The sequence below is a fragment of the Brevundimonas nasdae genome (assembly GCF_019395145.1).
In the GTDB taxonomy this organism is placed as follows: domain Bacteria; phylum Pseudomonadota; class Alphaproteobacteria; order Caulobacterales; family Caulobacteraceae; genus Brevundimonas; species Brevundimonas nasdae.
Genome location: NZ_CP080034.1, coordinates 2,589,379 through 2,613,166 on the forward strand (window position 1 = coordinate 2,589,379; position 23,788 = coordinate 2,613,166).

Sequence of the window (23,788 nt, forward strand, 5' to 3'; positions counted from 1 at the left end):
ACTCCCTATTCATCAACTTGTTCGCGTGTTGTGAACTGCGAGCAGCGAACCGGGCCAGTTAAACTCCTGTAAGATCGTCAACTCTTACGCCCTGCTGCGCGACTGCACGGGCGAAACCGGCGCCGTTCGCCGGATCGTAGTCCAGATAGAAGTCCGGCTCGATCAGTTCGGCCTCCATCAGCACCCAGCGGCCTGCGTCGTCGCGGGCCATGTCGATGCGGGCGTACAGCAGCGGCTCGTCGATGGCGGCCAGCACCTGTTCGGCCAGGGCCAGGACCTCGGCGTCCGGCGCGACGGCGGCGTAGAGGCCGCCAAACTGCATTTGGATGCGGAAATCGCCCGGCACGGGGCGCTTGTTCACCGCATGGCTGAGCCGACCGCCGAAGAACAGCAGCGAGGTCTCGCCCTCGGTCTCGATGGATTTCAGATAGGGCTGGATCATCGCCGCCCCTTCCGGCGCCTCGGTCAGGGCCTCGCCCGGCGACAGGCGCAGGGTGCGAAAGGCGCCTGCGGACACGGTCGGCTTGACGATCAGCACCGGCGCGCCCGTCTCCGCGAAGGCGGCGTCCACCTGGTCCTGGGTCACGCCGTCGGTCCACAGCGTCGGCGGGATCGGCACGCCCTTCTGCGCCAGGCGGGCCAGATAGGACTTGTCCGAGTTCCAGCGCAGCACCTCGGCCCGATTGGCGACCGGCAGGCCCGCCTCCGTCCATGACGCACAGGCCTTCAGCCAGCGGGTGTGGTCGCGGTGATAGCCCCAGACGATGACCGGCAGGATCAGATCATATCCGGCCAGACCCGAGGCGTCCTCGACATGATCGGTCCAGGGCGTGGCGGTCACGGTCGCGCCCGTTTCCTGCAAGGTCGCCTTCAGGCGCTCCAGCACCTCCGGCCAGCGGCCGATGTAGGAACGGTCGGAAGGGTCGGGGGTCAGAACGGCGATCTGGGTCATGCCGATCCTCCTATCGCAGCATCGTTCCAGTTCAACCCGGCAAACACATAAGGGCTTCCTTATGGGATTTTGGATGACGCAGGACGCCCCCTGAGCTAAGGGCGTTTCATGACCCAGAACACCGCCCAGTACGACATCGCCGCCGTCGGCAACGCCATCGTGGACGTCCTCAGCCCCTGCGACGCCGCCTTCCTGGCCGCCCAGGACCTGGCCCCAAACTCGATGCAGTTGGTCGACGCCCAACGCAGCGCCGCCCTGTATGACGCCATGGCGCCGGGCGTTGAGGCTTCCGGCGGGTCGGCGGGCAACACCGTCGCGGGCGTCGGTTCGTTCGGCGGGCGCGCGGCCTATATCGGCAAGGTCGCCGACGACACCCTGGGCGAAGTCTTCACCCACGACATCCGCGCGGCGGGCGTCCATTTCGACACCCCGGTCCTGACCGGCGGCGCGGCCCAGGGCTTCGGCACCGGGCGCTGCCTGATCAACGTCCTGCCCGACGGCGCGCGCACCATGGCCACCTTCCTGGGCGCCGCCAACCAGTTGTTCGCCGACGACATCGACGAGGCCCTGATCGCCGCCAGCGAGATCGTCTATCTGGAGGGCTATCTGTTCGACCCGGCCCCGGCCCGCGCCGCCTTCGAGCGCGCCGCCGCCGCCGCGCACAAGGCGGGCCGCAAGGTCGCCATCACCCTGTCCGACACCTTCGTCGTCGCCCGCTGGCGGGCCGAGCTGCTGGATTTCGTCACCCAGTCCGCCGACATCGTCCTGGCCAACGAGGTCGAACTGGGCGCCCTGTTCGAGACGGAAGACTTCGACGCCGCCGCAGACAAACTGGCCGCCATTGTCGAGATCGCCGCCGTCACGCGCGGCGAACATGGCTCGGTCATCATCCGTGGCGATGAACGCACCGCCGTCGCCGCCTATCCGGTCGCCAAGGTTGTCGACACCACTGGCGCCGGCGACCAGTACGCGGCAGGCTTCCTGCTGGGTCTGGCGCGCGGCCTGTCGCTGGAGGAATCCGGCAAGCTGGGCTCGCTGGCCGCCTCCGAAGTCATCGCCCACTGGGGCCCGCGCCCGATGGTCAAGCTGGACCAGCTGGCCAAGGACAACGGCCTCAAGCTCTGAGAATGCTGCGCCTTCCCTGCCCGGGCGCGGAAGGCGTCAGGCCTTGCGCCGCAAGGTGACGTAAAAGGCGCCGTCGCCGCCGTGGCGCTGGTGCGCGGTGGTGTAGCCTGACACCACCGCCCGCAAACCGGGCGAATGCATCCAGTCGGCGAAAGAGGCGCGGATCACGCCGCCGCCCAGCCGCCCCTGGCCCGTGATGACCAGAACCGCCCGCATGCCGCGCGCCTGACACGAGGTCAGGAAGCCGCGCAGCTGATCCTCGGCCTCGAAACGTCCGAACCCGTGCAGGTCGATGCGCGCCTCGATGGGGTCGCGCTCGCGGGTCAGGCGGCGCTTGCGGTTGGGCTCCACATCCTCGGGCGCGGACTTGCCGCGTGTCGGCGCCCGCGTATCGACCAGAACCGGCGTCGGGGTGCGTTTGACGCCCGGACGCGGGGGCGTTCGCGGCGGCGCGGGCTGAATGGCCTCAGGCGTATGAGCCGGACCTTCGATGGCGACCCGCGCGGCCTTGCGCGCGCGCGGCGGCGTGACGGAGCCCGAGACACGCCCCCAGATGCGGCGGTCGTCAGGCGTCAGGCCGTTCGCATCGACATCCTTCGGCGCGCGCGGCCGCTTCATCCTTCGCCGTCATCGTCAAACCCGCCGGGGCCGGGCTCATAGGCCAGCAGGTCGCCGGGCTGGCATTCCAGCTCGCGGCACAGGGCGTCCAGGGTCGAGAACCGCACGGCCCGCGCCTTGCCGGTCTTCAGGATCGACAGATTGGCCACGGTCACCCCGACCCGATCCGCGAGTTCGGTCAGGGACATGCGGCGTTCGACAAGAACGCGATCGAGCTGGACGCGGATGGCCATGAGGAAGTCCTACTCGAAACGGCTCAGATCGTCAGTTCAGATTCGCGGCGCAGGCGCGCGCCCTCGCGGAAAACCTCCGCCAGGACAAAGACGATCAGCACGGAAAAAATCGGGGTCAGCAGGTCGCCGATGCCCTGTTTGTCCATCACCCCCGGCGCCAGACGCGCGGCGACAAAGCCCTGGGCCGCCCAGACGCCGCCGGTCACGACCGCCAGGGTCAGGCCGATATGGCGCAGACGGCGCACATTGTCGGGATGGAAGGGGTCGCCCATGGTCAGGGTGCGGAAGATGCGGCGCAGACTGCGCAGGATCAGCATGAAGCCGCCGAAATAGGCGGTCATCGCGCCCAGGCCGAACACCAGCAGCATGCGCGTCAGCGGCAACTGCCGCCCGCCGTCGTCGCTGGTGACGGTGATGTTCAGATTGTCGATCGGAATGAAGATGGCCGTGACCAGCAGGATCAGCAGCAGGCCTGTCAGCAGGCCCAGCAGCACATAGGCCACATCCAGGGCGATCTTCAGCAGGGTCGATACGGAGCCGGGACCCATGGCGCGAAACTGTCGACGGGCGTCGTTCAGCAGGGGGATCGGCTGTCCGCCTGGCTTCGTCGTCAATCGTGGCGGCGTCGGCAGGCGCATGGCGTGGGTATGACTTTCAGACCGGGGTGGAGAGCGCGGCGGCCGCGCGGGGTCCGGCGAACCCGCACGCGGCTCTATACATCGCGGTCTTCATCAAGATCGTCAAAGCCCTCTTGATCACTACGGGGTTTGATCCGAAGGGATCGGTCAGAAGGCCTGGATCAGGATGGCGACCAGGGCGGTCGGCAGGGCGGCGATCAGAACCGTGTTGACGAAAAGTGCGCCAAGCTTGTCCATCAGCAGCGAGGTGTTCATGGTGTGCATCGTATTTCTCCGTTGACCTGAAAGGGCGTTATCGCCCCGTTGATTTGATTTTCCGCAAAATCGTTTCTCCGGGTGGAGAAGTCAGGAACGAAGCGGCCTCGTTCTCGATGATCAATAGATAGGCCGTGCGAAGCCGAAAAGCACGTTACATATCGTTTAACGATATTAAACTTTGGCAATAGACTGTTTCAGGGATGTGATCGCCGATGAATCTCAAGCTTATCAAAGGCATGCGCCTGGTTGCGGCGACGCATAACCCCGGCAAGGCGCGCGAGATCGAAGCCTTGCTGGATGGAAATTACGAGATCGTCACGGCAGGCAGCCTGAATCTGCCCGAACCGGACGAAACCGAGAGCACCTTCACCGGCAACGCCATGCTGAAGGCGCGTCATGCCGCCGCCCTGTCGGGGGAGGTCTGCCTGGCCGACGATTCCGGCCTGTCGGTCGCCGCGCTGGACGGCGCGCCGGGCATCTTCTCCGCCCGCTGGGCCGGGCCGACCAAGGATTTCACCCTGGCGATGCAGAAGGTCGAGCAGAGGCTTGAGGAGATCGGGGCCGCCGATCGCCGCGCTTGGTTCACCTCGGCTCTGGCCGTGGCCTGGCCCGACGGCCCCTGCGTAGTGGTCGAGGGCGTGGTCCACGGCGAACTGACCTTCCCGCCGCGCGGCGACCGGGGCTTCGGCTATGACCCCATCTTCATCCCCGAGGGCGGCGACCTGACCTATGGCGAACTGGACCCCGCCATAAAGGAGGCCGACAGCCACCGCACGCGCGCCTTCCGCCTGCTCAAGGCCGCGCTGATTGACTGATCCACTCGACCCCGTTTTTCCTGATCCCGGCAGCGACGTCGGCCTCTATGTCCACTGGCCCTATTGTTCGCGCATCTGCCCCTATTGCGACTTCAACGTCGTGCGCGACCGGGGGCGGGTGAAGGAGCAGACCCGGCTTCTGGACGCCATTCTGGCGGACATGCGCGCGCAGGCGGCGATGCTGGGGCCGCGTCGGCTGGCGTCGATCTTTCTGGGCGGCGGCACGCCGTCGCTGATGTCGCCGGACGCCGTGTCAGCCGTCATCGATCAGGCGCGGGCGCTGTTCCCGCCTGCTGGCGACATTGAAATCACGCTGGAGGCCAATCCGACCGACGCCGAGGCGGGCCGGTTCGCGGCCCTGGCCGACGCCGGGGTCAACCGCCTGTCGATGGGGGTGCAGGCGCTGGACGACGCCTCGCTGAGGTTTCTGGGGCGCGACCATTCGGCGGACGAGGCCCTGCGCGCCGTCGATCTGGCGGGACGCGCCTTCAAACGCCTGTCCATCGATCTGATCTACGCCCGCCCCAACCAGACCGTCGCCGGGTGGACGGCGGAGCTGCGATCGGCCCTGGCGAAGGGGTTCGAACACGTCTCGCCCTATCAGTTGACCATAGAGCCCGAGACGGCGTTCGGCCGCGCCCTGCGGCGAGGAACCCTGACCCCGCCGGACGAAGATCAGGCCGCCGCCCTCTATGAGGCGACGCAGGCGGTGCTGCAGGACGCCGGTTTCGACGCCTATGAGGTGTCCAACCATGCGCGCGGCGTGGCGGCCCGGTCGGCGCACAATCTGCATGTCTGGCGCGGTGGCGACTATCTGGGCCTGGGCCCCGGCGCCCACGGACGGCTCACGCTGGACGGGGTGCGCACCGCCACCGTCGCCCACCGCCGGATCGACGCCTATGTGGCGGGCGTGGCCGAACACAAGCCGTGGAGCGACCGCGAGGCCCAATCCCCGGCGGACGCGGCCGAGGAGCGTTTCCTTCTGGCCTTGCGCACCGTCGAGGGCGCGCCGATCGGCCTGCTGGCGGATCTTGGCCTGTCGCCGGACGCGGCGCCTGTCGCGGACCTGATCGCAGACGGCTTCCTGACGGCGACGTCCGGCCGCCTGTCCGCTACGGCCAAGGGACGGCCCGTGCTGGACGGGGTGCTGAAGGCGCTGCTGACCTGAGCTATTTCTTCAGGCCCAGCATCCCCAACCAGCCGCCGCTGGTGAGCAACGCCACATCCAGCAGGGCCAGAGGCAGGGGCGTGGAGGCCGGCGCCGCAATGAAGCGCGAACGCCAGTCCGGCGCGAACTTGGCCTTGTAGCTGCGCAGACCCTGGAAGCCGTACAGGGCGCCGCCTTCGTCATAGACCAGGGCGCCGACGCGGGCGAAGACGGGGGCCATCCGGCGATCCTCCAGTCCCGACAGGGGCGCCATGCCCAGATCGAACCGGGCCATCCCCTGATCCTTGGCCCACTGGGTGCAGCGGGTGAACAGATAGTCCATCACCCCATGCGGCGCGTCGGGCGCATAGCGCATCAGATCGACCGCCGCCTCGTCCGGCGCCGTCAACAGATTGGCGAAGGCCACGATCCGTCCCTCGGACCGCACCACGGCCAGGGGCGTCAGGTCCAGATAGGCCGGATCGAACCGCCCCAGGGAAAAGGCCTTTTCGGTTCCCTCATGCATCTTCAGCCAGGCGTCGGACACGGCCCTTAATTCGTCCACGATGGGACCGACCGATCCGGGGGGCAGGACCTCGAACGAACCGCCTTCGCGTTCGGCGCGGTTCACGGCCGTGCGCAGATTCTGCTTGGACTTGCCCTCCATCGAGAAGTCCGCGACCTCGATCACCGCCGTCTCGCCGACCTTGCGCACCGCCAGACCCATGGTCGCCAGATCGCCCAGCACCGCCTCGCTGACCGAATAGAAGACCGCCGCCCCGCCGTAGCTGTCGGCCATCCCGGCGAAGGCCCACAGCAGTTCGCGCCGCTCCTCTTTCAGGCCCGCCGGTTCGCCCATGACGATCCAGCGGCGTCCGCGCACACGGTAGGTCAGGAAGCTGTTCCCCGAAGGACTGAACAACAGGGCCTTGTCGCCCAGCATGGCCAGCCAGGCCTCGGGCGTCGCCTCCGCCGCCGTGTCCAGCACGGCCCGGGCCCGGGTCAGGTCTTCAGGCGATGCGGGCCCGTGATCGTGCGAACCGGGCGAACTGAGCAGGGATCGCCCCGCCACGACCATGGTCAGGATGGCCAGCATCAGGCCCGCGCGCAGGAAGCCTGACGCCTGTTTGTCCGTCAGGAAGCGCCACCACAACTCGTCATTATAGGTGACGTCGCGATAGGCGAAGAAGCCCAGCCACAGCATGGCCCCCACGCCTGCGATCAGCAGCAGCAGCCAGCCAGGGCGCAAAGGCTCGCTGAGGCGCGAACGGCGGTTGAAGGCGCTGCGGCAAGGCGCCAGCAGGGCGGCGACGATCAGCAGGTCGAACGCCTCCTGCCAATCCAGCCCCTTCAACACCGTCAGCACCGCCCCGATGATCAGGGTCAGAAGCGCCGCCCAATAGGCCCCTCGACGGCGCCGCCACAGGCCCGCCGACAGCAGCATCAAAAGGAAGCCCGCGATGCTGGCCACGAAATGCGACAGGTCGATCAGGATCGGCGACACCACGCCGGTCAACTGGCGCAGGCGGGCGTCGAATTCGGGCGTCATGGCCGAGGCCAGCATGACCGCGCCCGCGACGAAGGCCGCCACCGCAAAGACCTGCGGCGTCAGCTCATAGGCCAGACCCAGCAGCCGCCGGACCAATCGCTGTGCGGGAGTTGTGCGGGACGGCAAACAGCGGCTCCGATTCGGCTGCCCCGAATATAGACCAAGAATCGGCCAACTGGGGCGAGGTTGAGGTCATTTCGCGGCGTCTGCAACAATCTGAAACATCGCGGATTAGGTCATTGCGGGCGTCGGGCCCGTGTTACCGGATTATGTCCCAATGACGATCAAGAACATTCTTCTGGCCGGCTCGGCCGTCGCCTTCCTGACCGCCGCGCCCGCCATGGCGCAAGACACGACCCCGCCCGCACCGGCTCCGGCCGCAGCTCAAGCCCCCAGCCTGACTCTGACGCCTGGCGCGACCGTTCGCGGCGCTGATGGCGAACTGGGCAAGCTTGAGGGTGTTCACAACAATGCCGAAGGCAAGCAGGAGCTGACGGTCCGCGGCGCTGATGGCCAGATCCGCGGCGTGCCGCTGGCGGGCATCCGCCAAGATGGCGCCGATGTCGTCGTCGGCTTCACCAAGGCCGAGTATGACGCAGCGCCTCCGGTCGCCGCTGACGCCCCGCCGCCGCCCGCGACCGAAGAACCGGCCCCGGCGCCCACCGAACCGCAATCCTGAACCCCACAGGAAAAAGGGCGGCTCTTACGAGCCGCCCTTCTTTTATTCAGCTCACCGGAACGATCAGGCGCGACGCTTGATCAGCCCCAACAGGAACAGAAGGATCACCGCGCCGATGGTGGCGACGATGGTCGAGCCGATCCAGCCGCCCCAGGCAAAGCCCAGCGCATTGGCGATGAAGCCGCCGATCAGGGCGCCGATGATGCCGACGATCAGATTGGTCAGCAGGCCGTGATTGCGGCCCATGATCTGTTCAGCAAGCCAACCGGCGATGATGCCGATGATGATCCAAGCAATAATACCCACGTTTTGCGTCCTTCCCTATTAAAAGCCAAGCTGCGTTGATTAATGCACATGGGCCGCCGAGGTTGCGTCTCCGCCGCTGACATTCCCCCCAGAGGCGATCCCGGCACGGCGTTTGCCGCACGACAGGCGAGTCGTCCCGCATCGGGACGTCGTCTGATGAGGATTTGGCGGCCATGGCCACCGACATCGACCTGCATCTTGGACGCCGCCTGCGTCGCCGCCGTCGTCTGCTGGGCCTGACCCAGCAGCAGTTGGCGATCCAGATCGGCATTCGCTTCCAGCAGATTCAGAAATACGAGTGCGGCGCCAACCGCATCTCCGCCGCCCGCCTGTGGCAGCTGGCCGAGGCGCTGGAATCGCCCGTCAGCTATTTCTACGACGGCCTGACCGAGGCGATGGAGCGCAAGGAGACGGCCGCCGCCGGGCGCGAGGCCTTTTCCCGCAAGGAGACCCTGGATCTGATCCAGGCCTATTATCAACTGGGCGAACGGCCGCGCCGCCGTCTGCTGGACCTGGCGAAATCGCTGCACGCCGAGGGCGACCCGGTTTCCTGAAACCTGCGGCTGGGCTAGACCTTGGCCATGACCGAATTCGAAGCCTTCGCCGTCGAACTGGCGCGAGAAGCCGCGCGCGTGACCCTGCCCTTCTTCCGCTCCGACATCGGGCATGTGGACAAGGGGGGCGCCGCCGGTTTCGACCCCGTGACCGAGGCCGACAAACAGGCCGAGGCCGCCATCCGCAAACTGATCGCCGCCCGCTATCCCGAGCATGGGATCATCGGCGAGGAGTATGGCGAGGACCGCCCCGACGCCGAACACGTCTGGGTGCTGGACCCCATCGACGGCACCCGCGCCTTCATTTCCGGCCTGCCGCTGTGGACCACGCTGATCGCCCTGCGCATCGCGGGCAAGCCGACCGTCGGTGTCATCGCCCAACCCTATCTGGATGAAATCTTCATCGGCGGCCCGTCCGGGGCCCGGCTGCTGCGCGGCGAGACCGAAACGCCTCTGGCCGTGCGGTCGTGCGAGAAACTGACCGACGCCATCATCGGCACCACCGATCCCGACATCTTCACCGGCGCAGAGCTGGGCGCCTGGACCCAGGTGCGGGCGGCGGCGCGTCTGGCCCGCCTGGGCTGCGACGCCTACGCCTATGCGATGGTGGCGTCTGGCAGGATGGATCTGGTCGCCGAAACCAGCCTGAAGCCGTGGGACTGGTCCGCGCTGGTTCCGGTGATCGAGGCGGCGGGCGGCAAGGTGGTCAACTGGCGCGGCGACGCCCCCGACGACAACGGACAGGTGCTGGCCGTCGGCGACGCCCGCCTGATCGATCAGGCGCTGATCACCCTGAGACGCGCCGCGATCTGAGGCGGCCTCAGGTTCGGGCCTCGCCCAGCGCCAGCAGGCCCGCCCGCGATGGGCACAGGTCGGCGATGATGCAGCCCAGGCAGGCCGGTTTGCGCGCCGTGCAGGTGTAGCGACCGTGCAGGATCAGCCAGTGGTGCGCCTTGGGCAGCCATTCCTCAGGCACCACCTTGAACAGCTGGGCCTCGACCTTGTCCGGCGTGGAGGCGTTGGCCAGGCCCAGCCGATGCGAGACGCGGAAGACATGGGTGTCGACCGCGATCGCCGCCTCGATCCCCAATTCATTCAGCACCACCGAGGCCGTTTTTCGTCCCACGCCGGGCAGGGCCTGAAGCCCCTCGCGATCCAGCGGCACCTCGCCTCCATGCTGCTCCAGCACGATGCGGCTCAGGGCGATGACATTCCTGGCCTTGCCCCGGTACAGGCCGATGGAGGCGATGTAGGGGATCAGCCCCTCCTCCCCCAGCGCCAGCATCTTCTGCGGCGTGTCGGCGACGGCGAACAGCCTGTCCGTCGCCTTGTTCACCGAGACATCCGTCGCCTGTGCCGACAGGGCGACCGCGACCACCAGCGTATAGGGATTGGAGAAGTTCAGCTCGGTCTTGGGGTCGGGCATGACGCCGGACAGGCGCTGGAAAACCTCCTCCACCCGATCCTCATCCGGCGGCCAGCGCAGCACAGGCACCGAAGCCCCGGTCATGACAGCGGGGCGTTTGGCGGCGGGTGCGGCGGGTTTTCGGGCCTTGGTCGGCTTCATGCCTCGCTGTCGCCGGGGCCGGTGCGCGGGTCAAGTCCCAGGGCCAGCAACGCCGACTTGGCCGCCCGCTCGCCTTCCATCCAGGCGCCGTGAGCCGTGCCGAAATAGACCGGCGCCGTCGCCTCGCCCGCCAGGAAGATGCGGTCCTCGATGTCGGTGCGCAGCCGGGCGCGGTCGGCGGCATGGCCCGGCAGGGCGTGCGAATAGGCGCCGCGCGAAAAGGGATCGACGCCCCAACTGCTGGCGGCGAGCGGCTCCAGACGTTTGCGCATGTTCGAGCCCAGGGCCGCGACCAGTTCGCTGACCGCGAAATCATACAGGGCCGCCTGTCCCTCCGCCTCCAGCCCCCAGGCCAGATCGGCGCCGAAATAGCCCTCGATCATCGGCCGCCCGAAGGGCCGCAGGTGGTAGCCGCCGGTCTGGGGCGTGTCGCGCCGGGTCCAAAGCTGGGAATCGGGCGGGAAGTCCTGAGCGCCGCGCACGCTCATATGCATCTTGGACGCCAGCCCAAGAGGCACGCCTGATACGGCCTCCAGCAGGGCGGGGACCGGCGGATCTATGCGCACCGCCTCAGACGCGATCAGGCTGTTGGGCACGGTTAGGATGACGATCCGGGCCTGAAGTCCGCCCCGGCTGGTCTCCAGCCGCAGCAGCGGTCCCGAACGGTCGATGCGCTGGACCATGCAATCCAGCACCGTGACCTCGTCCACCGCACGGGCCAGCCGCGCGATCAGGCGGCCATAGCCCTCGCGCACCCGCCAGTTCACGCCCGTGTCGCCATAGGCGTCATAGTCCAGGGCCGACACCTCGGCGAAGCGCGCGCCGTTCAGAGCGCCGGAGATGGCGTCCAGACGCGGGTTCCAGGGGTTGTCCGGCTCGAACAGATCAGACGCGGGCCGGTCCTCGCCGCGCGCCGCCGCCTCGGCGACCCGCTGCTCGAAAGCGTCGAAGGCCTCGCCGAAATCCTCCTGATCACCGGTCGTGCTTTCGTGGTTGAAGGCCTGGGCGCCCCACGGCGGCGGCGTCTTGTCCAGCGTCAGACCTTCGTCCTCGACCAGACCCGCCAGCAGATTGTCGTCGGCCGAGTGCAGCCAGCCGCAGCCCATGTCGAGACCTTCGCCCTGAATGCGCAGCGTATGCGCCCGCCCGCCGACGCGATTCCGCGCCTCCAGAATCAGAACGGACAGACCGGGCCGCATCAGACGGCGGGCGGCGGCGACACCTGCGGCGCCCGCCCCGATCACGACGACATCGACCTGGGGCGGAAGGGGATTTGAGGCGGCGGCGGATGTGGTCATGAGGCGATGGAAACACACAAAAATGGATCGTGTTCATTGCATCGCACAAACGCCCATTGATTTTTGGACGCGCGGGTCCATTTTAGCGCCGCTTCAAAACGCCGCACCCTCCCCCGGACTGTTCTCATGTCGCCTGAACTCAAGAAACGCCTGCCCCTTATCGCCGCCGGCATCGTCGGCGTGCTGCTGATCATCGGCGGCGCGATCTGGTGGATCAACGGCCAGCGCTGGGAGGCGACCGACAACGCCTTCGTCCAGGCCGACACCACCAATGTGGCCCCGCAGCTGTCGGGGCGCGTGACCGAGGTTCTGGTCACCGACAACCAGCAGGTCCAGGCCGGGGACATTCTGGTCAAGCTGGACGATGCGGACCAGCGCGCCGACCTGGCCCAGGCCGAGGCCAACCTGCAGGCCGCCATCGCCGCCGTCGGCAATGTCGACGCCCAGTCGCAGCAGGAAAAGGCCAATGTCGCCGCCCGCGCCGCCGCCGTCGCCCAGGCGCACGCCCAGGCCAATCTGGCCCACGCCGAGGTCGAGCGTTACGGCAAGCTGGCCCAGCAGGGCTGGGTCTCGCAGCAGCGCATCCAGACCGAGCAGGCCCAGGCCCAGACCTCTGTCGCCGCCGTCCAGCAGGCCCAGGCCGCCCTGGTCGCCGAGCAGCGCTCGGCCGGCGTGCTCAGCTCCAGCCGTGAACAGAGCGTCGCCGCCGTCGAACAGGCGCGCGCCCGTCTGGACGTGGCCCGCATCGCGCTGGAGCGCACGGTGATCCGCGCGCCTGTCTCCGGCGTCGTCGGCGCCCGCAGCGTTCGCGTCGGCCAGTTCGTCAACGCCGGCGCCCAGCTTCTGTCCATCGTGCCCCTGGGCGACACCTATGTGGTCGCCAACTTCAAGGAGACGCAACTGGCCAAGATGCGCATCGGCCAGGACGTGGAGATCACCGCCGACGCCTTCCCCGGCCGCAAGATCCACGGCCGCGTCGACAGCTTCGCCCCCGCCACCGGATCGCAGTTCGCCCTGATCCCGATCGAGAACGCGACCGGCAACTTCACCAAGATCACCCAGCGGGTGCCCGTCCGCATCGCCGTGGCCCGCAATGACGGGGGTCTGGCCCTGCGCCCCGGCCTGTCGCTGGACATCAAGGTCGACCTGAAGAGCCAGGGCGGGCAGCTGTTCGCCGACGCCGCCAGCGCCCCCCGCCCCGCCGCGCAACCGACTGTGGAGCCTGTGGCCCAGTGACGACCGCCAGCCCCGCAGACGGGGCTTCGGTCCCGTCCTCAGCGTCCGGCGGCGGCGGTCCCGTCGCCGGTCGTCCCGAAATCAACTGGACCATGCTGCTGCTCGGCTTTGCGGGTATGGTGGTGGGCCAGTTCATGGCCATCCTGGACATCCAGATCGTCGCCGCCTCCCTGCCCCAGATCCAGGCCGGCGTCGGCGCGTCCGCTGACGAAATCAGCTGGATCCAGACCGCCTATCTGATCCCCGAAGTCGTCATGATCCCCCTGTCGGGCTTCCTGTCGCGGCTATGGGGCACGCAGCGGCTGTTCATGGTCTCCTGCGCAGGCTTCGTTCTGATGAGCGTGGCCACCGGTCTGTCGAACTCGATCGAAGCCATGATCCTGTTCCGCGCCATCCAGGGCTTCGTCGGCGGGGCCATGATCCCGACCGTGTTCGCCGTCGCCTTCACCGCCTTTCCGCCGGACAAGCGTGTCACGGCCAGCGTCGTCATGGGCCTGATCGTGACCCTGGCGCCGACGGTCGGCCCCACGCTGGGCGGACACCTGACCGAGTGGCTGAGCTGGCGCTGGCTGTTCTTCATCAACGTCGGGCCGGGGATTCTGGTGTTGTTCCTGGTCGGCCGCTACGGCGCCTTCGACAAAGGCGATCCGACCCTGGCCAAGGGTTTCGACTGGTGGGGACTGGGCATGATGGCCACCTTCCTGATGTCGATGCAGTTTGTGCTGGAGGAAGGAGCCAAGAACGACTGGTTCCAGGACACCCATATCCTGCTGCTGACCGTGATCGCCGCCGTCGCGGGACCGATGTTCATCTGGCGGTCGCTGACCTATCATCAGCCGATCGTGGAGCTGCGCGCCTTTGGAAACCGCAACTTCCTGGTCGGTTTCATCATGACCTTCATCGTCGGTTTCGCCCTGTTCGGCGGCACCTTCCTGTTGCCGTTGTTCCTGGGCCGAGTGCTGGCCTATTCCTCGTCCGAGGTCGGCACCACCATGGTGGTGTCGGGTCTGGCCATGTTCGCCACCGCCCCGTTCGCCGGTCGGTTGGTGCGCAAGCTGGACGCGCGCATTCTGATGTTCGGCGGCTTCATGATGTGCGCCTACGGCATGTGGGAGGCGCGTCTGGTCACCGAGAACTGGGGCTTCTGGGAGTTCGCCTCAGTCCAGGCCTTCCGGGGCATTGGGGTGATGCTGGCCATGATCGCCTCACAGCAGGTGACGATGGCCACCCTGCCGCCGCACATGGTCAAGAACGCGTCCGGCCTGGTCAATCTGGCGCGTAATGTCGGCGGCGCCTTCGGTCTGGCGATCCTGAACACCAGCCTGACCACCAATACGGCCCTGCACATGGTCGAACTGACCAGCGCGATCAATCAAGGCGACCAGGCCGTGCGCGGCCTGATCGCGGGCATGGCCCAGAGGTTCGGCGACACGATCGACCCCGCCGCCTCTGCGATGAAGGCCGTGTATGGCATACTGATGAAACAGGCGACGACCATGGCCTTCGGCGACGCCTTCGCCCTGCTGGGCGTCATGTGCGCCGGGGCCGCCTTCGTCACCCTGCTGGCCCAGCCGGTGAAGGCCCAGGCAGGCGCGCCCCCGTCGGACGTCCACTGATGGCCCGACGGCGCGGCCAGGTCGACGAGAGGAAAAGCGAGGCGATTCTGGACGCCGCGACGACCCTGTTCGCCGACAAGGGGCTGCAGGCCAAGATGGAGGAGATCGCCAAGCTGGCGGGGGTGTCGAAACAGACCCTCTATAACCGCTTCGCCTCCAAGCTGGAGATCGCCCAGGCCCTGGCCAATCAGCGCTCGGACCTCGTGGTCGCGCCGTTGAAGGCCGGGGGCGAACCGGCCGTGGTGCTGGAGGCGCTGGGCCTGGCCCTGCTGGAGCGCGTCTGCCACCGCGACAAGATCGGGTCGATGCGCGGCGTGTCGCTGATGTCGGTTGAGGCGCCGGAGATCGCCCAGGCCATCTATGAGGCCGGGCCCAAACGCAGCCTGAAACTGCTGGCGGCCTGGATGGCGGATCAGACCCGGCAGGGAAAACTGCAGGTTCCGAACCCGGACGAGGCCGCTGAAATGTTCTCGGGCCTGGTCATGGGCCACGGGCATCTGAAGGCCATGCTGGGCGTCGAACAGATCAACGCCGACGGCATCGAGCAGCGCGCCAGGGAGGCCGTGCGCGTCTTCATGGCCGCCTATGCGCCCCAGTCATAGAGGCGGGCCTGTCCGCCCCTGCGGGATCGCGCTATCAGTATGAAACCCAAGTCTGCTGCGTCGCCCCCGGGACGCAGAGTTTCGTTGTGAGAGTGCATTCATGCTGATCCACCTGTCGTCCTGGCCTGAAATCGATGCGGCGCTGAACGCTGGAAAGCCGCTGTCCAGGACGGTGATCGTGCCCATCGGCTCCAACGAGCAGCACGGGCCGACGGGCCTGCTGGGCACCGACTGGCTGTGCCCCGAGATCATCGCCCATGCGGCGGAGAAGACCGATGAAAACCTGATCGTCGCCCCGACCTTCAACATCGGCATGGCGCAGCACCATCTGGCGTTCGCGGGCACCATCTCCCTGCGCCCCTCCACCTTCATGGCCGCGATCACGGACTGGGTGTCGTCGCTTAGCCGCCACGGGTTCGAGCGCATCTATTTCCTGAACGGACACGGCGGCAATGTCGCCACCATCGAAGCGACCTTCTCCGAAATCTATGCGGAGTGGAGCTATGTCGAGGAACAGCCGCCGTTCGTGCTGAAGCTGAAGAACTGGTGGGACCTGCCGGGCGTGAACAGCCTGTGCAACCAGCTGTTCCCCACGGGCCACGGCATGCACGCCACCCCGTCCGAAATCGCCGTCACCCAGGCGGCCTATCCCGAGCAGATCAAGACGGCGGACTATTCGCCCAAGATCGCGCCGAACGGTCCGATCCGTGACGCCTTGGATTACCGCGCCCGCTTCCCGGACGGCCGCATCGGGTCCGACCCGGCGCAGGCCAGCCCGGAAAAGGGCCAGCAGATCATTGATGCGGCCATCCCCGGCCTGCTGAGAGACGTCGCGGCCTTCGCCGCCGAGGAACGCCCCTGACCCGCAAAAACCCCACGCCTGCGGACGCCGCCGTCACCGGCGCCGAGCTGCTGGCCGCATCGGCTGAAGTGATCGCCGCCCGCACCACGCGGATGGCGCAGGATCTGACCAATCCCAAGGGTCAGGACCTGAAGGAGCTGTCGTTGATGAGCACGGAAAAGGCCGCCGCCATGACCGCTTCGGCCAATGCGGTGGCGGCCAGCGCCGGGGCCATCGGCCAGCGTCTGGGCCGCGCGGCGATGGACGAAGGCGCCATTGCGATGCGCGCGGCTGCGTCCCTGGCCGAGGCCCGCACGCCGGTCGAAGCCGCCACGGCCCAGTTCCGCTATGCCCTGGGCTGGTGGGGTCGAGCGACGGCCCAGGCCGTCACATTGAACAGCGAGCTGATGCGGGCGCAGGCCGAGGCCATCGCCCCCATCCACAAGACCGCGACCGCCAACGCCAGGCGGCTGCGGAAAAAATCCTAAGCCGCCTCGACGGCTTTTGGCTTCTTGATCTTGGCGGGCTTGGCCGGGCGGTCCGCCTTGCGGGCGGCTTTCTCGGCCTTCTTGGCTTCCTTGTCCGCCTGTTTCAGCGCCTTCTTGGCCGCCTTGGCCTCGGCCTTGGCGGCGTCAGGGGCGGCGTCGGCGGCGGCGGCCAGTTCCGCCAACTGCGCCAGGAAGGTCTCGCGCTGGCCCTTGGGCAGCAGGGCCATGATCCGCTTGTCCGCCGCCTCGACCAGAGGCCGCGCCGCCTCCAGACGCGCCGCCCCTTCCGTGGACAGACGAACCGCCTTGGCGCGCGCATCCAGGGTCGAGCGTTCGCGCTCCAGCAGGCCCTTGGCCGTCATGCGGGTGACCAGATCGGCCAGGGTCGAGCGGTCGATGCCGGTCATGCGGACCAGTTCCGTCTGGGTCAGGCCGGTCTTGATGGAGGTCGCCTCCAGCACAGCGAACTGGCGCTGCGTCAGGCCTTCCGGCCCCGTCTCTTCGGAATAGATATCCAGCGCCAACTGCAGGGCGCGATGCATCAGATGGCTGGGCGAGGTGCCCAGAGGCCCCACCCGTTTCGCCAGCTTTCCAGCCTTGACCATGAGAACGTCCCCCGATTGTTTCGTCCGAACGCGTACCAGCAGTGCTTTACGTTTTGACGGGGGAAGTGTGTCGGTTGCGCGACAATTTGTCTGTAGGCGCGCCACGCCCGGCGTCGGACCTGAAACACGTCCTCAAACCATAGGTTCCAGCGCCCCCTACAGGCCTGTGTCGGGCGAGATCGGACCCGGCTCCTCGTCCTTGATCATGTTCTTCATGATCAGCGGCACCTGCGACAGGCCAAAGACCGAGGCCGAAATCCACAGCACGCCGCGGAAGCTGGCCCAGACGTCGTTCGGGTTCGGCGTGTCGCGGCCCAGAGCGTGCCAGATGGCGGTCACGGCGGTGGGGCTGCGGAAAATTTCATTCAGTATGGCGACCGTCAGGAAATACAGCCCATAGCGCAGGGTCAGCTTGCGCCACGCCGCGTCATTGACCTTGATCGCCGAGCCGAGCAGCGCCTTGAACGGGTATTTCTTCAGCGGGATCGACCCCAGCAGGATCACGGCCAGCAGGCCATTCTGCACCGTCAACTTCAGCTTCACATACAGGTCGTCGTGGGTGAACACCGTCAGCAGGCCGAACACCAGGGCGAACAGGCCGGTGATCAGCGGCAGGGGTGCAAACCGGCGCTCGATGGCGAACCCGACGCCCAGCGCAATCGCCGACGCCGCCACCAGCACCCAGGTCGCCAGGATCATGTCCTTGGTGACGAAATAGCTGATCATGAAGGCGGCCAGGGCGCCGAAATCGACGGCCTGCCTGATCCACTGGCGGTTCTTCTTCTCGGGGGCAGCGGTCTTGGGGGCGTCAGTCATGCTCAGTCTTCCAGTCCCACCAGCGAGCGGGAGAATGCACGGGCGTCGAACGGCTGCAGGTCTTCGACGCTTTCGCCCACGCCGATCAGCATCAGGGGGGCGTCGGACGCCTGGGCCACCGGCACCAGAACCCCGCCGCGCGCCGTGCCGTCCAGCTTGGTCATGACGATGCCGGTGACGAAGGCGGTGCGGCCGAAAATCTGTTCCTGGGCCAGGGCGTTGCGGCCCACGGTGGCGTCCAGCACCAGCAGGGTGTCGTGAGGCGCCTCGGGATCGACCTTCTTCAGCACGCGGACGATCTTGAGCAGTTCGTCCATCAGGGCCGACTTGTTCTGCAGGCGTCCTGCGGTGTCGATCAGGACGACGTCGTAGCCCTCCTCACGCGCCTTCTGATAGGCGTCGAAGGCCAGGCCTGCCGCGTCGGCGCCGTCGCGACGGCTTTCAAAATCCGCGCCCGCCCGTTCGGCCCAGACCTTCAGCTGCTCGCGCGCGGCGGCGCGGAAGGTGTCGCCCGCCACGATCATGACCTTGGCGCCCTTGCCCGTCAGGTCGGCGGCGATCTTGCCCAGGGTCGTGGTCTTGCCCGAGCCGTTCACGCCGACGAAAAGGACGACATAGGGTTTGGGGCCGCTCAGCGGATCAAAGGTCGCCTGACGCGGCGACAGTTCGGCGGCGACCGCCTCGGCCAGGGCTTCCTTGACCTCGCGCTCCTGGGCGTCCTTGCCGAACTTCAGCGCGCGGAAGCGCTCGACGATGCGGGCGGAGGCGGCGGGGCCGAGATCGCTTTCCAGCAGATGCTCTTCCAACTGCTCCAGCGAGGCCTCGGACAAGGGCTCCTTGACGAAGGTCGCGACGACCTGATCGGTCATCTGCTTGGAGGAACGAGAGAGTCCCGCGGACAGGCGCTGGAACCAGCCTTTTTTCGGCGTGTCGGTCATGGGATGGCTTTAGCGGTGACGGAGGCGCGCGTCATCCGCATTCGCAACACCATGGGCTGGACAAGGCGCCCATGGACATTCCCGAAGGCGGCGAACAGACTTGGACTAAAGCGCAGCCTGGGAGGATCGTGATGACAGATGTCTTTCCGCAAGGCGTGGTCCACGACGCCGCCGCCGACCTGGAGGGCGCTGTGCGGGCGGACGCGGGCGTCTATGATCTGTGGAAGGCCCTGACGCCGCTGGGCCGCAATGAGTTCATCTGCTGGGTGGACGACGCCAAACATGATGCGACCCGCCAGCGCCGCATCGAACGCACCGTGGAGGAACTGCTGGAAGGCAAGAAACGCCCCTGCTGCTGGTCCGGCTGCATCCACCGCACCGACAAGGCCCCCAGCCGATGGCAGCAGGCCGTGCTGATCGACGGCAAGGGAAGGCGCGGAGCGTAGAGCACGACCACACACGCCGTAGGCGCCGGGGCCCGCAACGTCAGCTTTTAGCAGAGAAGCCCGTTTCTCGTATCGACCCGTAGCGGACTTTGGGGCAATGTTTTTTCTTAGCCGCGAGTATTCAAATAGCGCATGAGGAAATACGCAGCGCAGGCCACCGCCAATCCCATAAAGGTTGAATAGACCAGCGCATGACCACTAAGAAAATACTGGCCCAAGCCCGCGCCCATGCCTCCACAGATGCCTGTTAACATTGGACTGGGTTTTGGGCGGCGGCGATCAGGCATAGCGAATCATATCAGTTGGACGCTTGTTTCCCAACGTCTGCTTCCCACCCTTAGCCGAAGCTCCATACGTCTGTTCGTCAGCCCCGAGGTCAATGGATCGGCGCCTACCGATGAACCGGTCTGCACCACGGTCTTCGTCACCGAACTGACGAACTGATACCCCCGGCTTCGGCCTGAGGCGTTTCCGTTTTGACGGGGCGGAATGCGCCTCTCGCCCCGGCTGAAGTTTCTCGCCTATATGAAGCCTGACGAACGGCGCGCTGCGCGCCGGGTGCAGCGGGCGAGCCGATGGCCGAGACTCTTTCCTTCCATTCTCCCAAGACCCACGGCTTCGTGCGGGTGGCGGCGGCGACGCCGGTCAGCCATGTCGGCGACCCCAAGGCCAACGCCGTCGAACACGTCGCCCTGATCCGCGAGGCGGGCGAGCAGGGCGCGGACCTGATCGTCTTTCCCGAACTGTCGCTGTCGGCCTACGCCATCGATGACCTGCACCTGCAGGCGGCGCTGCTGGAGGAGGTCGAACGCCAGATCGCCGTGGTGGCCCAGGCGACGGCCGACGCGGATCTGATCGCCGTGGTCGGGGCGCCGGTGCGCAACGGCGACGCCCTTTATAACTGCGCCGTCGTGATCGGATCGGGCGAGGTGCTGGGCGTGGTGCCCAAGACCTATCTGCCCAACTACCGAGAATACTACGAGAAGCGCTGGTTCGCCCCCGCCGCCGCGCGCAGCGAGGACGTGATCCATCTGAACGGCGAGACGGTCGATTTCGCGCCGGGCCTGGTGTTCGAGGCCGTGAACCGGCCGGGCTTCATCTTCGCCGCCGAGATCTGCGAAGACTATTGGGCGCCCCTGCCCCCCTCGACCCGTGCGGCGCTGGCGGGGGCGCGCATCCTGCTGAACCTGTCGGCCTCCAACATCGTCATCGGCAAGGCGGATGAACGGGCGATGCTGAGCGCCAGCCATTCGGCCCGCACCCTGTCGGCCTATGTCTTCACCGCCTCGGGCTGGGGCGAGAGCACCACCGACCTGGCCTGGGACGGTCAGGCGACCGTTCACGAACTGGGCGTCAAGCTGGCGGAAGGGCAGCGGTTCTCGCTGGAAAGCCACCTGACCCTGGCCGACGTGGATGTGGACCGGATCGGGCTGGACCGGCTGCGCAACGGCACATTCTCCGACTGTGCGCGGCTGGAGGGCGAGGTCGCGACCATCGTGCCCTTCATGGCCCGCGAGGACGTGGTCGAAAGCGACCTGATCCGCCCGCTGGACCGTTTCCCCTTCGTGCCCGACGACGCCGGGCGGCTGGACCAGGACTGCTACGAGGCGTTCAACATCCAGGTGCAGGGTCTGATGCGCCGGATGACGGCGACACGTGCGAACCGGCTGGTGATCGGGGTTTCGGGTGGACTGGATTCGACCCAGGCCCTGCTGGTCGCCTGCCGCGCCTTTGACCGGCTGAACCTGCCGCGCACCGGCATCCTGGCCTACACCATGCCGGGGTTCGCCACCTCTGACGGCACCAAATCGAACGCCTGGACGCTGATGAAGACGTTGGGCGTCACCGGCGCCGAGATCGACATCCGCCCCGCTGCCGAACAGATGTTCAAGGACATCGGCCACCCCTACGCCGAGGGTCAGCCGGTGCACGACATCACGTTCGAGAATGTGCAGGCGGGCCTGCGCACCGACTATCTGTTCCGTCTGGCCAATCAGAATGACGCCTTTGTCCTGGGCACCGGCGACCTGTCGGAACTGGCGCTGGGGTGGTGCACCTATGGCGTCGGCGACCACATGAGCCACTACAACGTCAACGGCGGGGTGGCGAAGACCCTGATCCGGCACCTGATCCGCTGGGTCGCGGCGCGTGAACTGGTCGGGAATGATGCGACGCCGACCCTGCACGCCATTCTGGACACAGAGATTTCGCCCGAACTGGTCCCGGCCAAGGACGGGGTGATCCAGTCCACAGAGGGCACGGTCGGTCCCTATGCGTTGAACGACTTCTTCCTGTTCTACATCAGCCGCTTCGGCCTGAAGCCGTCCAAGGTCGCCTTCCTGGCGCACCAGGCCTGGGGCGACCGGACCGTGGGCGAATGGCCCGCCAACACGCCGCAGGATGAGCGGGTCGAATATGATCTGGCCACCATCAAGGGGTGGTTGAGAAAGTTCCTGATCCGCTTCTTCCAGACGGCCCAGTTCAAACGCTCGGCCCTGCCGAACGGGCCCAAGGTGGTGACCGGCGGCTCGCTGTCGCCGCGCGGCGACTGGCGCGCGCCGTCGGATGGCTCGGCGCAGGTCTGGCTGGACGAACTGGATGCGAACGTCCCGGACGCCTGAACCGGAATCCCACAGTCAGCGTATGGATATTGCGCGACCCGCTCGCTAGAAGCTTCGCCATGACCGAAGACGTGACTAAAGATTCCAACGGCAACATCCTGGCCGACGGCGACAGCGTGACCCTGATCAAGGACCTGAAGGTCAAAGGGTCGGGCGGGGTGACCCTGAAGCGCGGAACCCTGGTCAAGAACATCCGCCTGACCGGCGACACGGATGAGATCGAGGCCAATGTCGAGAAGGTACGCGGCCTCGTGCTCCGCACCGAGTTCGTCAAGAAGGCTTGAAGCCCCCCCTTTTCAAGTGACGGTGCAGCCGCCATCTAGCGGCCTATGACCGACACCCTCGCCGCCCCCGCCTCTTCTGCCGCCGCCACGAACGGCAAGATCCCCGTCACCGTGCTGACCGGCTATCTCGGCGCGGGCAAGACGACGCTGCTGAACCGCATCCTGACCGAGGACCACGGCAAGCGTTATGCCGTCATCGTCAACGAGTTCGGCGAGATCGGCATCGACAACGACCTGGTGGTCGGCGCCGACGAGGACGTGTTCGAGATGAACAACGGCTGCGTCTGCTGCACGGTGCGCGGCGACCTGATCCGCGTGGTCGCGGGTCTGATGAAGCGCCAGCGTCCCGGCAAGCCCGCCTTCGACGCCATCATCGTCGAGACGACCGGCCTGGCCGATCCCGGCCCGGTGGCCCAGACCTTCTTCGTGGACGAGGACGTCAAGGCCAAGACCCAGTTGGACAGCGTCACCACCCTGGTCGACGCCAAGCACGTCATGGCCCGGCTGGACGACAGCAAGGAGGCCCGCGAACAGGTGGCCTTCGCTGACCGGATCATCCTGAACAAGGTCGATCTGGCCACGGCGGACGAACTGGAGGCGGTGGAGGCCCGTCTGCGCGCGCTGAACCCGCTGGCGCCCATCGTGCGCGCCGAGCGGTCCAACGTGCCGCTGGACCAGGTGCTGGGCCTGCACGCCTTCGACCTGGACCGGATTCTGGAAGTGAAGCCGGACTTCGTGAACCCGCCGCATGGCGCCGACGGCCATGTGCATGACGAGCACTGCGGCCACGATCACCACCATCATGACCACGACCACGGGCATGACCATCACGAACATGACCATGCCCACGATCACGGACATGGCGCGCGCGGCCATTCGCATCAGGACGACATCAAGGGCATCTCCCTGTCGCTGGACCGCCCGCTGGACGGGACCAAGTTCACCAACTGGCTGGACAAACTGCTGGGCGAGCAGGGCCAGAACATCCTGCGCGCCAAGGGCATCATCGACGTGAAGGGCGAGAACCGCCGCCTGGTCTTCCAGGCCGTGCACATGATCTTGGAAGGCGACCTGCAACGCGAATGGGGCGTCGCCGAACGCCGCTGGAGCCGCGCCGTCTTCATCGGCCGCGATCTGGACGAGGCCGCGCTGAAGGCCGGGTTCGAGGCCTGCGCGGCCTGATGACAAGACGGGGGAGACTGATTTGGCCGCCAACCGATTTGGCACTACTGGAAGAAATTTACCGACGGTACCATTCGGAGTTCACGACTTACGACAAAGCCTCCAGAAGCCGGGAGGCCAAAATCTACGTACCCATTGATTGCTTAGCAGTCGCAAAGCACTTCAAAATCGACCCTGATATAGTTTTTGGCCGATTGTATTCACCCCTCGAACGTCGCTTCGGCCTGACAAACAAGGATGGATCGACAACACCATTCTTTGCCAGATCCGTTGGCACCGACGTGAATGCGATCAATTTTCCGATGCTGGCGGGCATCATTGCAGAGTTGCGGGCAGAACGTGCTCGATTTCACGCAGGTCTTTGGGTCGGAGGC

The 23,788-nt window shown here is 66.7% G+C and carries 26 protein-coding genes; 15 read left to right on the forward strand and 11 right to left on the reverse strand.

Translation table 11 applies throughout. The features are described from left to right. Positions 1-58: 58 nt before the first annotated feature. Entirely contained in the window at positions 59-952 is an 894-nt protein-coding gene (locus KWG56_RS12595) for an ATP-grasp domain-containing protein (protein WP_219355016.1), read from the reverse strand. 108 nt (positions 953-1,060) lie between these two features. On the opposite strand from KWG56_RS12595, the gene KWG56_RS12600 reads away from it, so the two are divergent. After that, positions 1,061-2,077 carry an adenosine kinase gene (locus KWG56_RS12600; RefSeq protein ID WP_219355017.1) on the forward strand — a complete coding sequence of 339 codons (1,017 nt, stop codon included), beginning with the start codon at positions 1,061-1,063 and terminating at the stop codon, positions 2,075-2,077. 36 nt (positions 2,078-2,113) lie between these two features. Here the strand turns inward: KWG56_RS12600 and KWG56_RS12605 are convergent, their stop codons facing one another. The 3 genes from KWG56_RS12605 to KWG56_RS12615 are packed head-to-tail and all read right to left on the reverse strand — an operon-like array spanning position 2,114 to position 3,542. Then, a complete protein-coding gene (locus KWG56_RS12605) occupies positions 2,114-2,695 on the reverse strand; it encodes a Smr/MutS family protein (protein ID WP_219355018.1) in 582 nt (193 codons plus the stop codon). Then, positions 2,692-2,928, reverse strand: coding sequence for a helix-turn-helix domain-containing protein (locus tag KWG56_RS12610; protein WP_219355019.1), 237 nt, complete (start codon positions 2,926-2,928; stop codon positions 2,692-2,694). Before KWG56_RS12610 ends, KWG56_RS12605 begins: the two co-directional genes overlap by 4 nt. A gap of 23 nt (positions 2,929-2,951) precedes the next feature. Then, positions 2,952-3,542, reverse strand: coding sequence for a DUF2975 domain-containing protein (locus KWG56_RS12615; RefSeq protein ID WP_307417890.1), 591 nt, complete (start codon positions 3,540-3,542; stop codon positions 2,952-2,954). A 494-nt stretch (positions 3,543-4,036) separates the two neighbouring features. Between KWG56_RS12615 and rdgB the strand changes: the two genes are divergently transcribed. Next, entirely contained in the window at positions 4,037-4,639 is a 603-nt protein-coding gene (gene rdgB, locus KWG56_RS12620) for an RdgB/HAM1 family non-canonical purine NTP pyrophosphatase (protein WP_219355020.1), read from the forward strand. Continuing rightward, positions 4,632-5,807: a radical SAM family heme chaperone HemW gene (hemW, locus tag KWG56_RS12625; RefSeq protein WP_219355021.1), complete on the forward strand. Its 1,176-nt coding sequence runs from the start codon at positions 4,632-4,634 to the stop codon at positions 5,805-5,807. Before rdgB ends, hemW begins: the two co-directional genes overlap by 8 nt. Before the next feature lies 1 nt (position 5,808). Here the strand turns inward: hemW and KWG56_RS12630 are convergent, their stop codons facing one another. Beyond that, the gene (locus tag KWG56_RS12630) at positions 5,809-7,461 is read right to left on the reverse strand and encodes a GNAT family N-acetyltransferase (RefSeq protein ID WP_244999507.1); all 1,653 of its coding nucleotides are present in this window, start codon (positions 7,459-7,461) and stop codon (positions 5,809-5,811) included. 151 nt (positions 7,462-7,612) lie between these two features. Between KWG56_RS12630 and KWG56_RS12635 the strand changes: the two genes are divergently transcribed. Beyond that, positions 7,613-8,014, forward strand: a complete 402-nt coding sequence (locus KWG56_RS12635) for a hypothetical protein (RefSeq protein WP_219355022.1) — start codon at positions 7,613-7,615, stop codon at positions 8,012-8,014. A gap of 63 nt (positions 8,015-8,077) precedes the next feature. Here the strand turns inward: KWG56_RS12635 and KWG56_RS12640 are convergent, their stop codons facing one another. Further along, on the reverse strand, positions 8,078-8,260 hold the full coding sequence (locus tag KWG56_RS12640; RefSeq protein WP_236261312.1) for a GlsB/YeaQ/YmgE family stress response membrane protein: 183 nt from the start codon (positions 8,258-8,260) through the stop codon (positions 8,078-8,080). Between the two features lie 224 nt (positions 8,261-8,484). On the opposite strand from KWG56_RS12640, the gene KWG56_RS12645 reads away from it, so the two are divergent. Further along, the gene (locus KWG56_RS12645) at positions 8,485-8,874 is read left to right on the forward strand and encodes a helix-turn-helix domain-containing protein (protein ID WP_201099994.1); all 390 of its coding nucleotides are present in this window, start codon (positions 8,485-8,487) and stop codon (positions 8,872-8,874) included. A 27-nt stretch (positions 8,875-8,901) separates the two neighbouring features. Beyond that, positions 8,902-9,687 (forward strand): histidinol-phosphatase, encoded by a 786-nt coding sequence (gene hisN, locus KWG56_RS12650; RefSeq protein WP_219355023.1) that lies wholly within the window; start codon positions 8,902-8,904, stop codon positions 9,685-9,687. 7 nt (positions 9,688-9,694) lie between these two features. On the opposite strand, the gene nth is transcribed toward hisN, so the two are convergent. Further along, the gene (gene nth, locus KWG56_RS12655) at positions 9,695-10,441 is read right to left on the reverse strand and encodes an endonuclease III (RefSeq protein ID WP_219355024.1); all 747 of its coding nucleotides are present in this window, start codon (positions 10,439-10,441) and stop codon (positions 9,695-9,697) included. Next, positions 10,438-11,739: a flavin monoamine oxidase family protein gene (locus tag KWG56_RS12660; RefSeq protein ID WP_219355025.1), complete on the reverse strand. Its 1,302-nt coding sequence runs from the start codon at positions 11,737-11,739 to the stop codon at positions 10,438-10,440. Before KWG56_RS12660 ends, nth begins: the two co-directional genes overlap by 4 nt. A 126-nt stretch (positions 11,740-11,865) precedes the next feature. Between KWG56_RS12660 and KWG56_RS12665 the strand changes: the two genes are divergently transcribed. The 5 genes from KWG56_RS12665 (at position 11,866) to KWG56_RS12685 (ending at position 16,522) form a co-directional block, all read left to right on the forward strand. After that, entirely contained in the window at positions 11,866-12,975 is a 1,110-nt protein-coding gene (locus KWG56_RS12665) for an HlyD family secretion protein (protein WP_219355026.1), read from the forward strand. After that, complete coding sequence (locus tag KWG56_RS12670) at positions 12,972-14,591, forward strand: DHA2 family efflux MFS transporter permease subunit (protein WP_373274057.1); 1,620 nt, start codon at positions 12,972-12,974, stop codon at positions 14,589-14,591. Before KWG56_RS12665 ends, KWG56_RS12670 begins: the two co-directional genes overlap by 4 nt. Continuing rightward, positions 14,591-15,193 (forward strand): TetR/AcrR family transcriptional regulator, encoded by a 603-nt coding sequence (locus KWG56_RS12675; RefSeq protein ID WP_201099914.1) that lies wholly within the window; start codon positions 14,591-14,593, stop codon positions 15,191-15,193. Before KWG56_RS12670 ends, KWG56_RS12675 begins: the two co-directional genes overlap by 1 nt. Before the next feature lie 100 nt (positions 15,194-15,293). Beyond that, the gene (locus KWG56_RS12680) at positions 15,294-16,055 is read left to right on the forward strand and encodes a creatininase family protein (RefSeq protein WP_219355027.1); all 762 of its coding nucleotides are present in this window, start codon (positions 15,294-15,296) and stop codon (positions 16,053-16,055) included. A 68-nt stretch (positions 16,056-16,123) separates the two neighbouring features. Next, positions 16,124-16,522 carry a phasin family protein gene (locus KWG56_RS12685; protein ID WP_244999508.1) on the forward strand — a complete coding sequence of 133 codons (399 nt, stop codon included), beginning with the start codon at positions 16,124-16,126 and terminating at the stop codon, positions 16,520-16,522. Here KWG56_RS12685 and KWG56_RS12690 read toward each other — a convergent pair. From KWG56_RS12690 to ftsY, 3 genes are all read right to left on the reverse strand, one after another. Then, on the reverse strand, positions 16,519-17,127 hold the full coding sequence (locus tag KWG56_RS12690; RefSeq protein WP_219355028.1) for a MarR family winged helix-turn-helix transcriptional regulator: 609 nt from the start codon (positions 17,125-17,127) through the stop codon (positions 16,519-16,521). The genes KWG56_RS12685 and KWG56_RS12690 overlap by 4 nt on opposite strands. A 156-nt stretch (positions 17,128-17,283) precedes the next feature. Further along, positions 17,284-17,943 (reverse strand): inner membrane-spanning protein YciB, encoded by a 660-nt coding sequence (locus KWG56_RS12695; protein ID WP_219355029.1) that lies wholly within the window; start codon positions 17,941-17,943, stop codon positions 17,284-17,286. A gap of 2 nt (positions 17,944-17,945) precedes the next feature. Beyond that, positions 17,946-18,881 carry a signal recognition particle-docking protein FtsY gene (gene ftsY / locus KWG56_RS12700; protein WP_219355030.1) on the reverse strand — a complete coding sequence of 312 codons (936 nt, stop codon included), beginning with the start codon at positions 18,879-18,881 and terminating at the stop codon, positions 17,946-17,948. A gap of 131 nt (positions 18,882-19,012) precedes the next feature. Between ftsY and KWG56_RS12705 the strand changes: the two genes are divergently transcribed. From KWG56_RS12705 to KWG56_RS12720, 4 genes are all read left to right on the forward strand, one after another. Continuing rightward, the gene (locus tag KWG56_RS12705) at positions 19,013-19,327 is read left to right on the forward strand and encodes a YdeI/OmpD-associated family protein (protein ID WP_219355031.1); all 315 of its coding nucleotides are present in this window, start codon (positions 19,013-19,015) and stop codon (positions 19,325-19,327) included. Positions 19,328-19,902: 575 nt separating this feature from the next. Beyond that, on the forward strand, positions 19,903-21,948 hold the full coding sequence (locus KWG56_RS12710; protein ID WP_219355032.1) for an NAD(+) synthase: 2,046 nt from the start codon (positions 19,903-19,905) through the stop codon (positions 21,946-21,948). Positions 21,949-22,007: 59 nt separating this feature from the next. Then, complete coding sequence (locus KWG56_RS12715; RefSeq protein ID WP_201099907.1) at positions 22,008-22,232, forward strand: alkylphosphonate utilization protein; 225 nt, start codon at positions 22,008-22,010, stop codon at positions 22,230-22,232. Positions 22,233-22,277: 45 nt separating this feature from the next. After that, positions 22,278-23,414, forward strand: coding sequence for a CobW family GTP-binding protein (locus tag KWG56_RS12720; protein ID WP_219355033.1), 1,137 nt, complete (start codon positions 22,278-22,280; stop codon positions 23,412-23,414). Positions 23,415-23,788 lie beyond the last annotated feature (374 nt).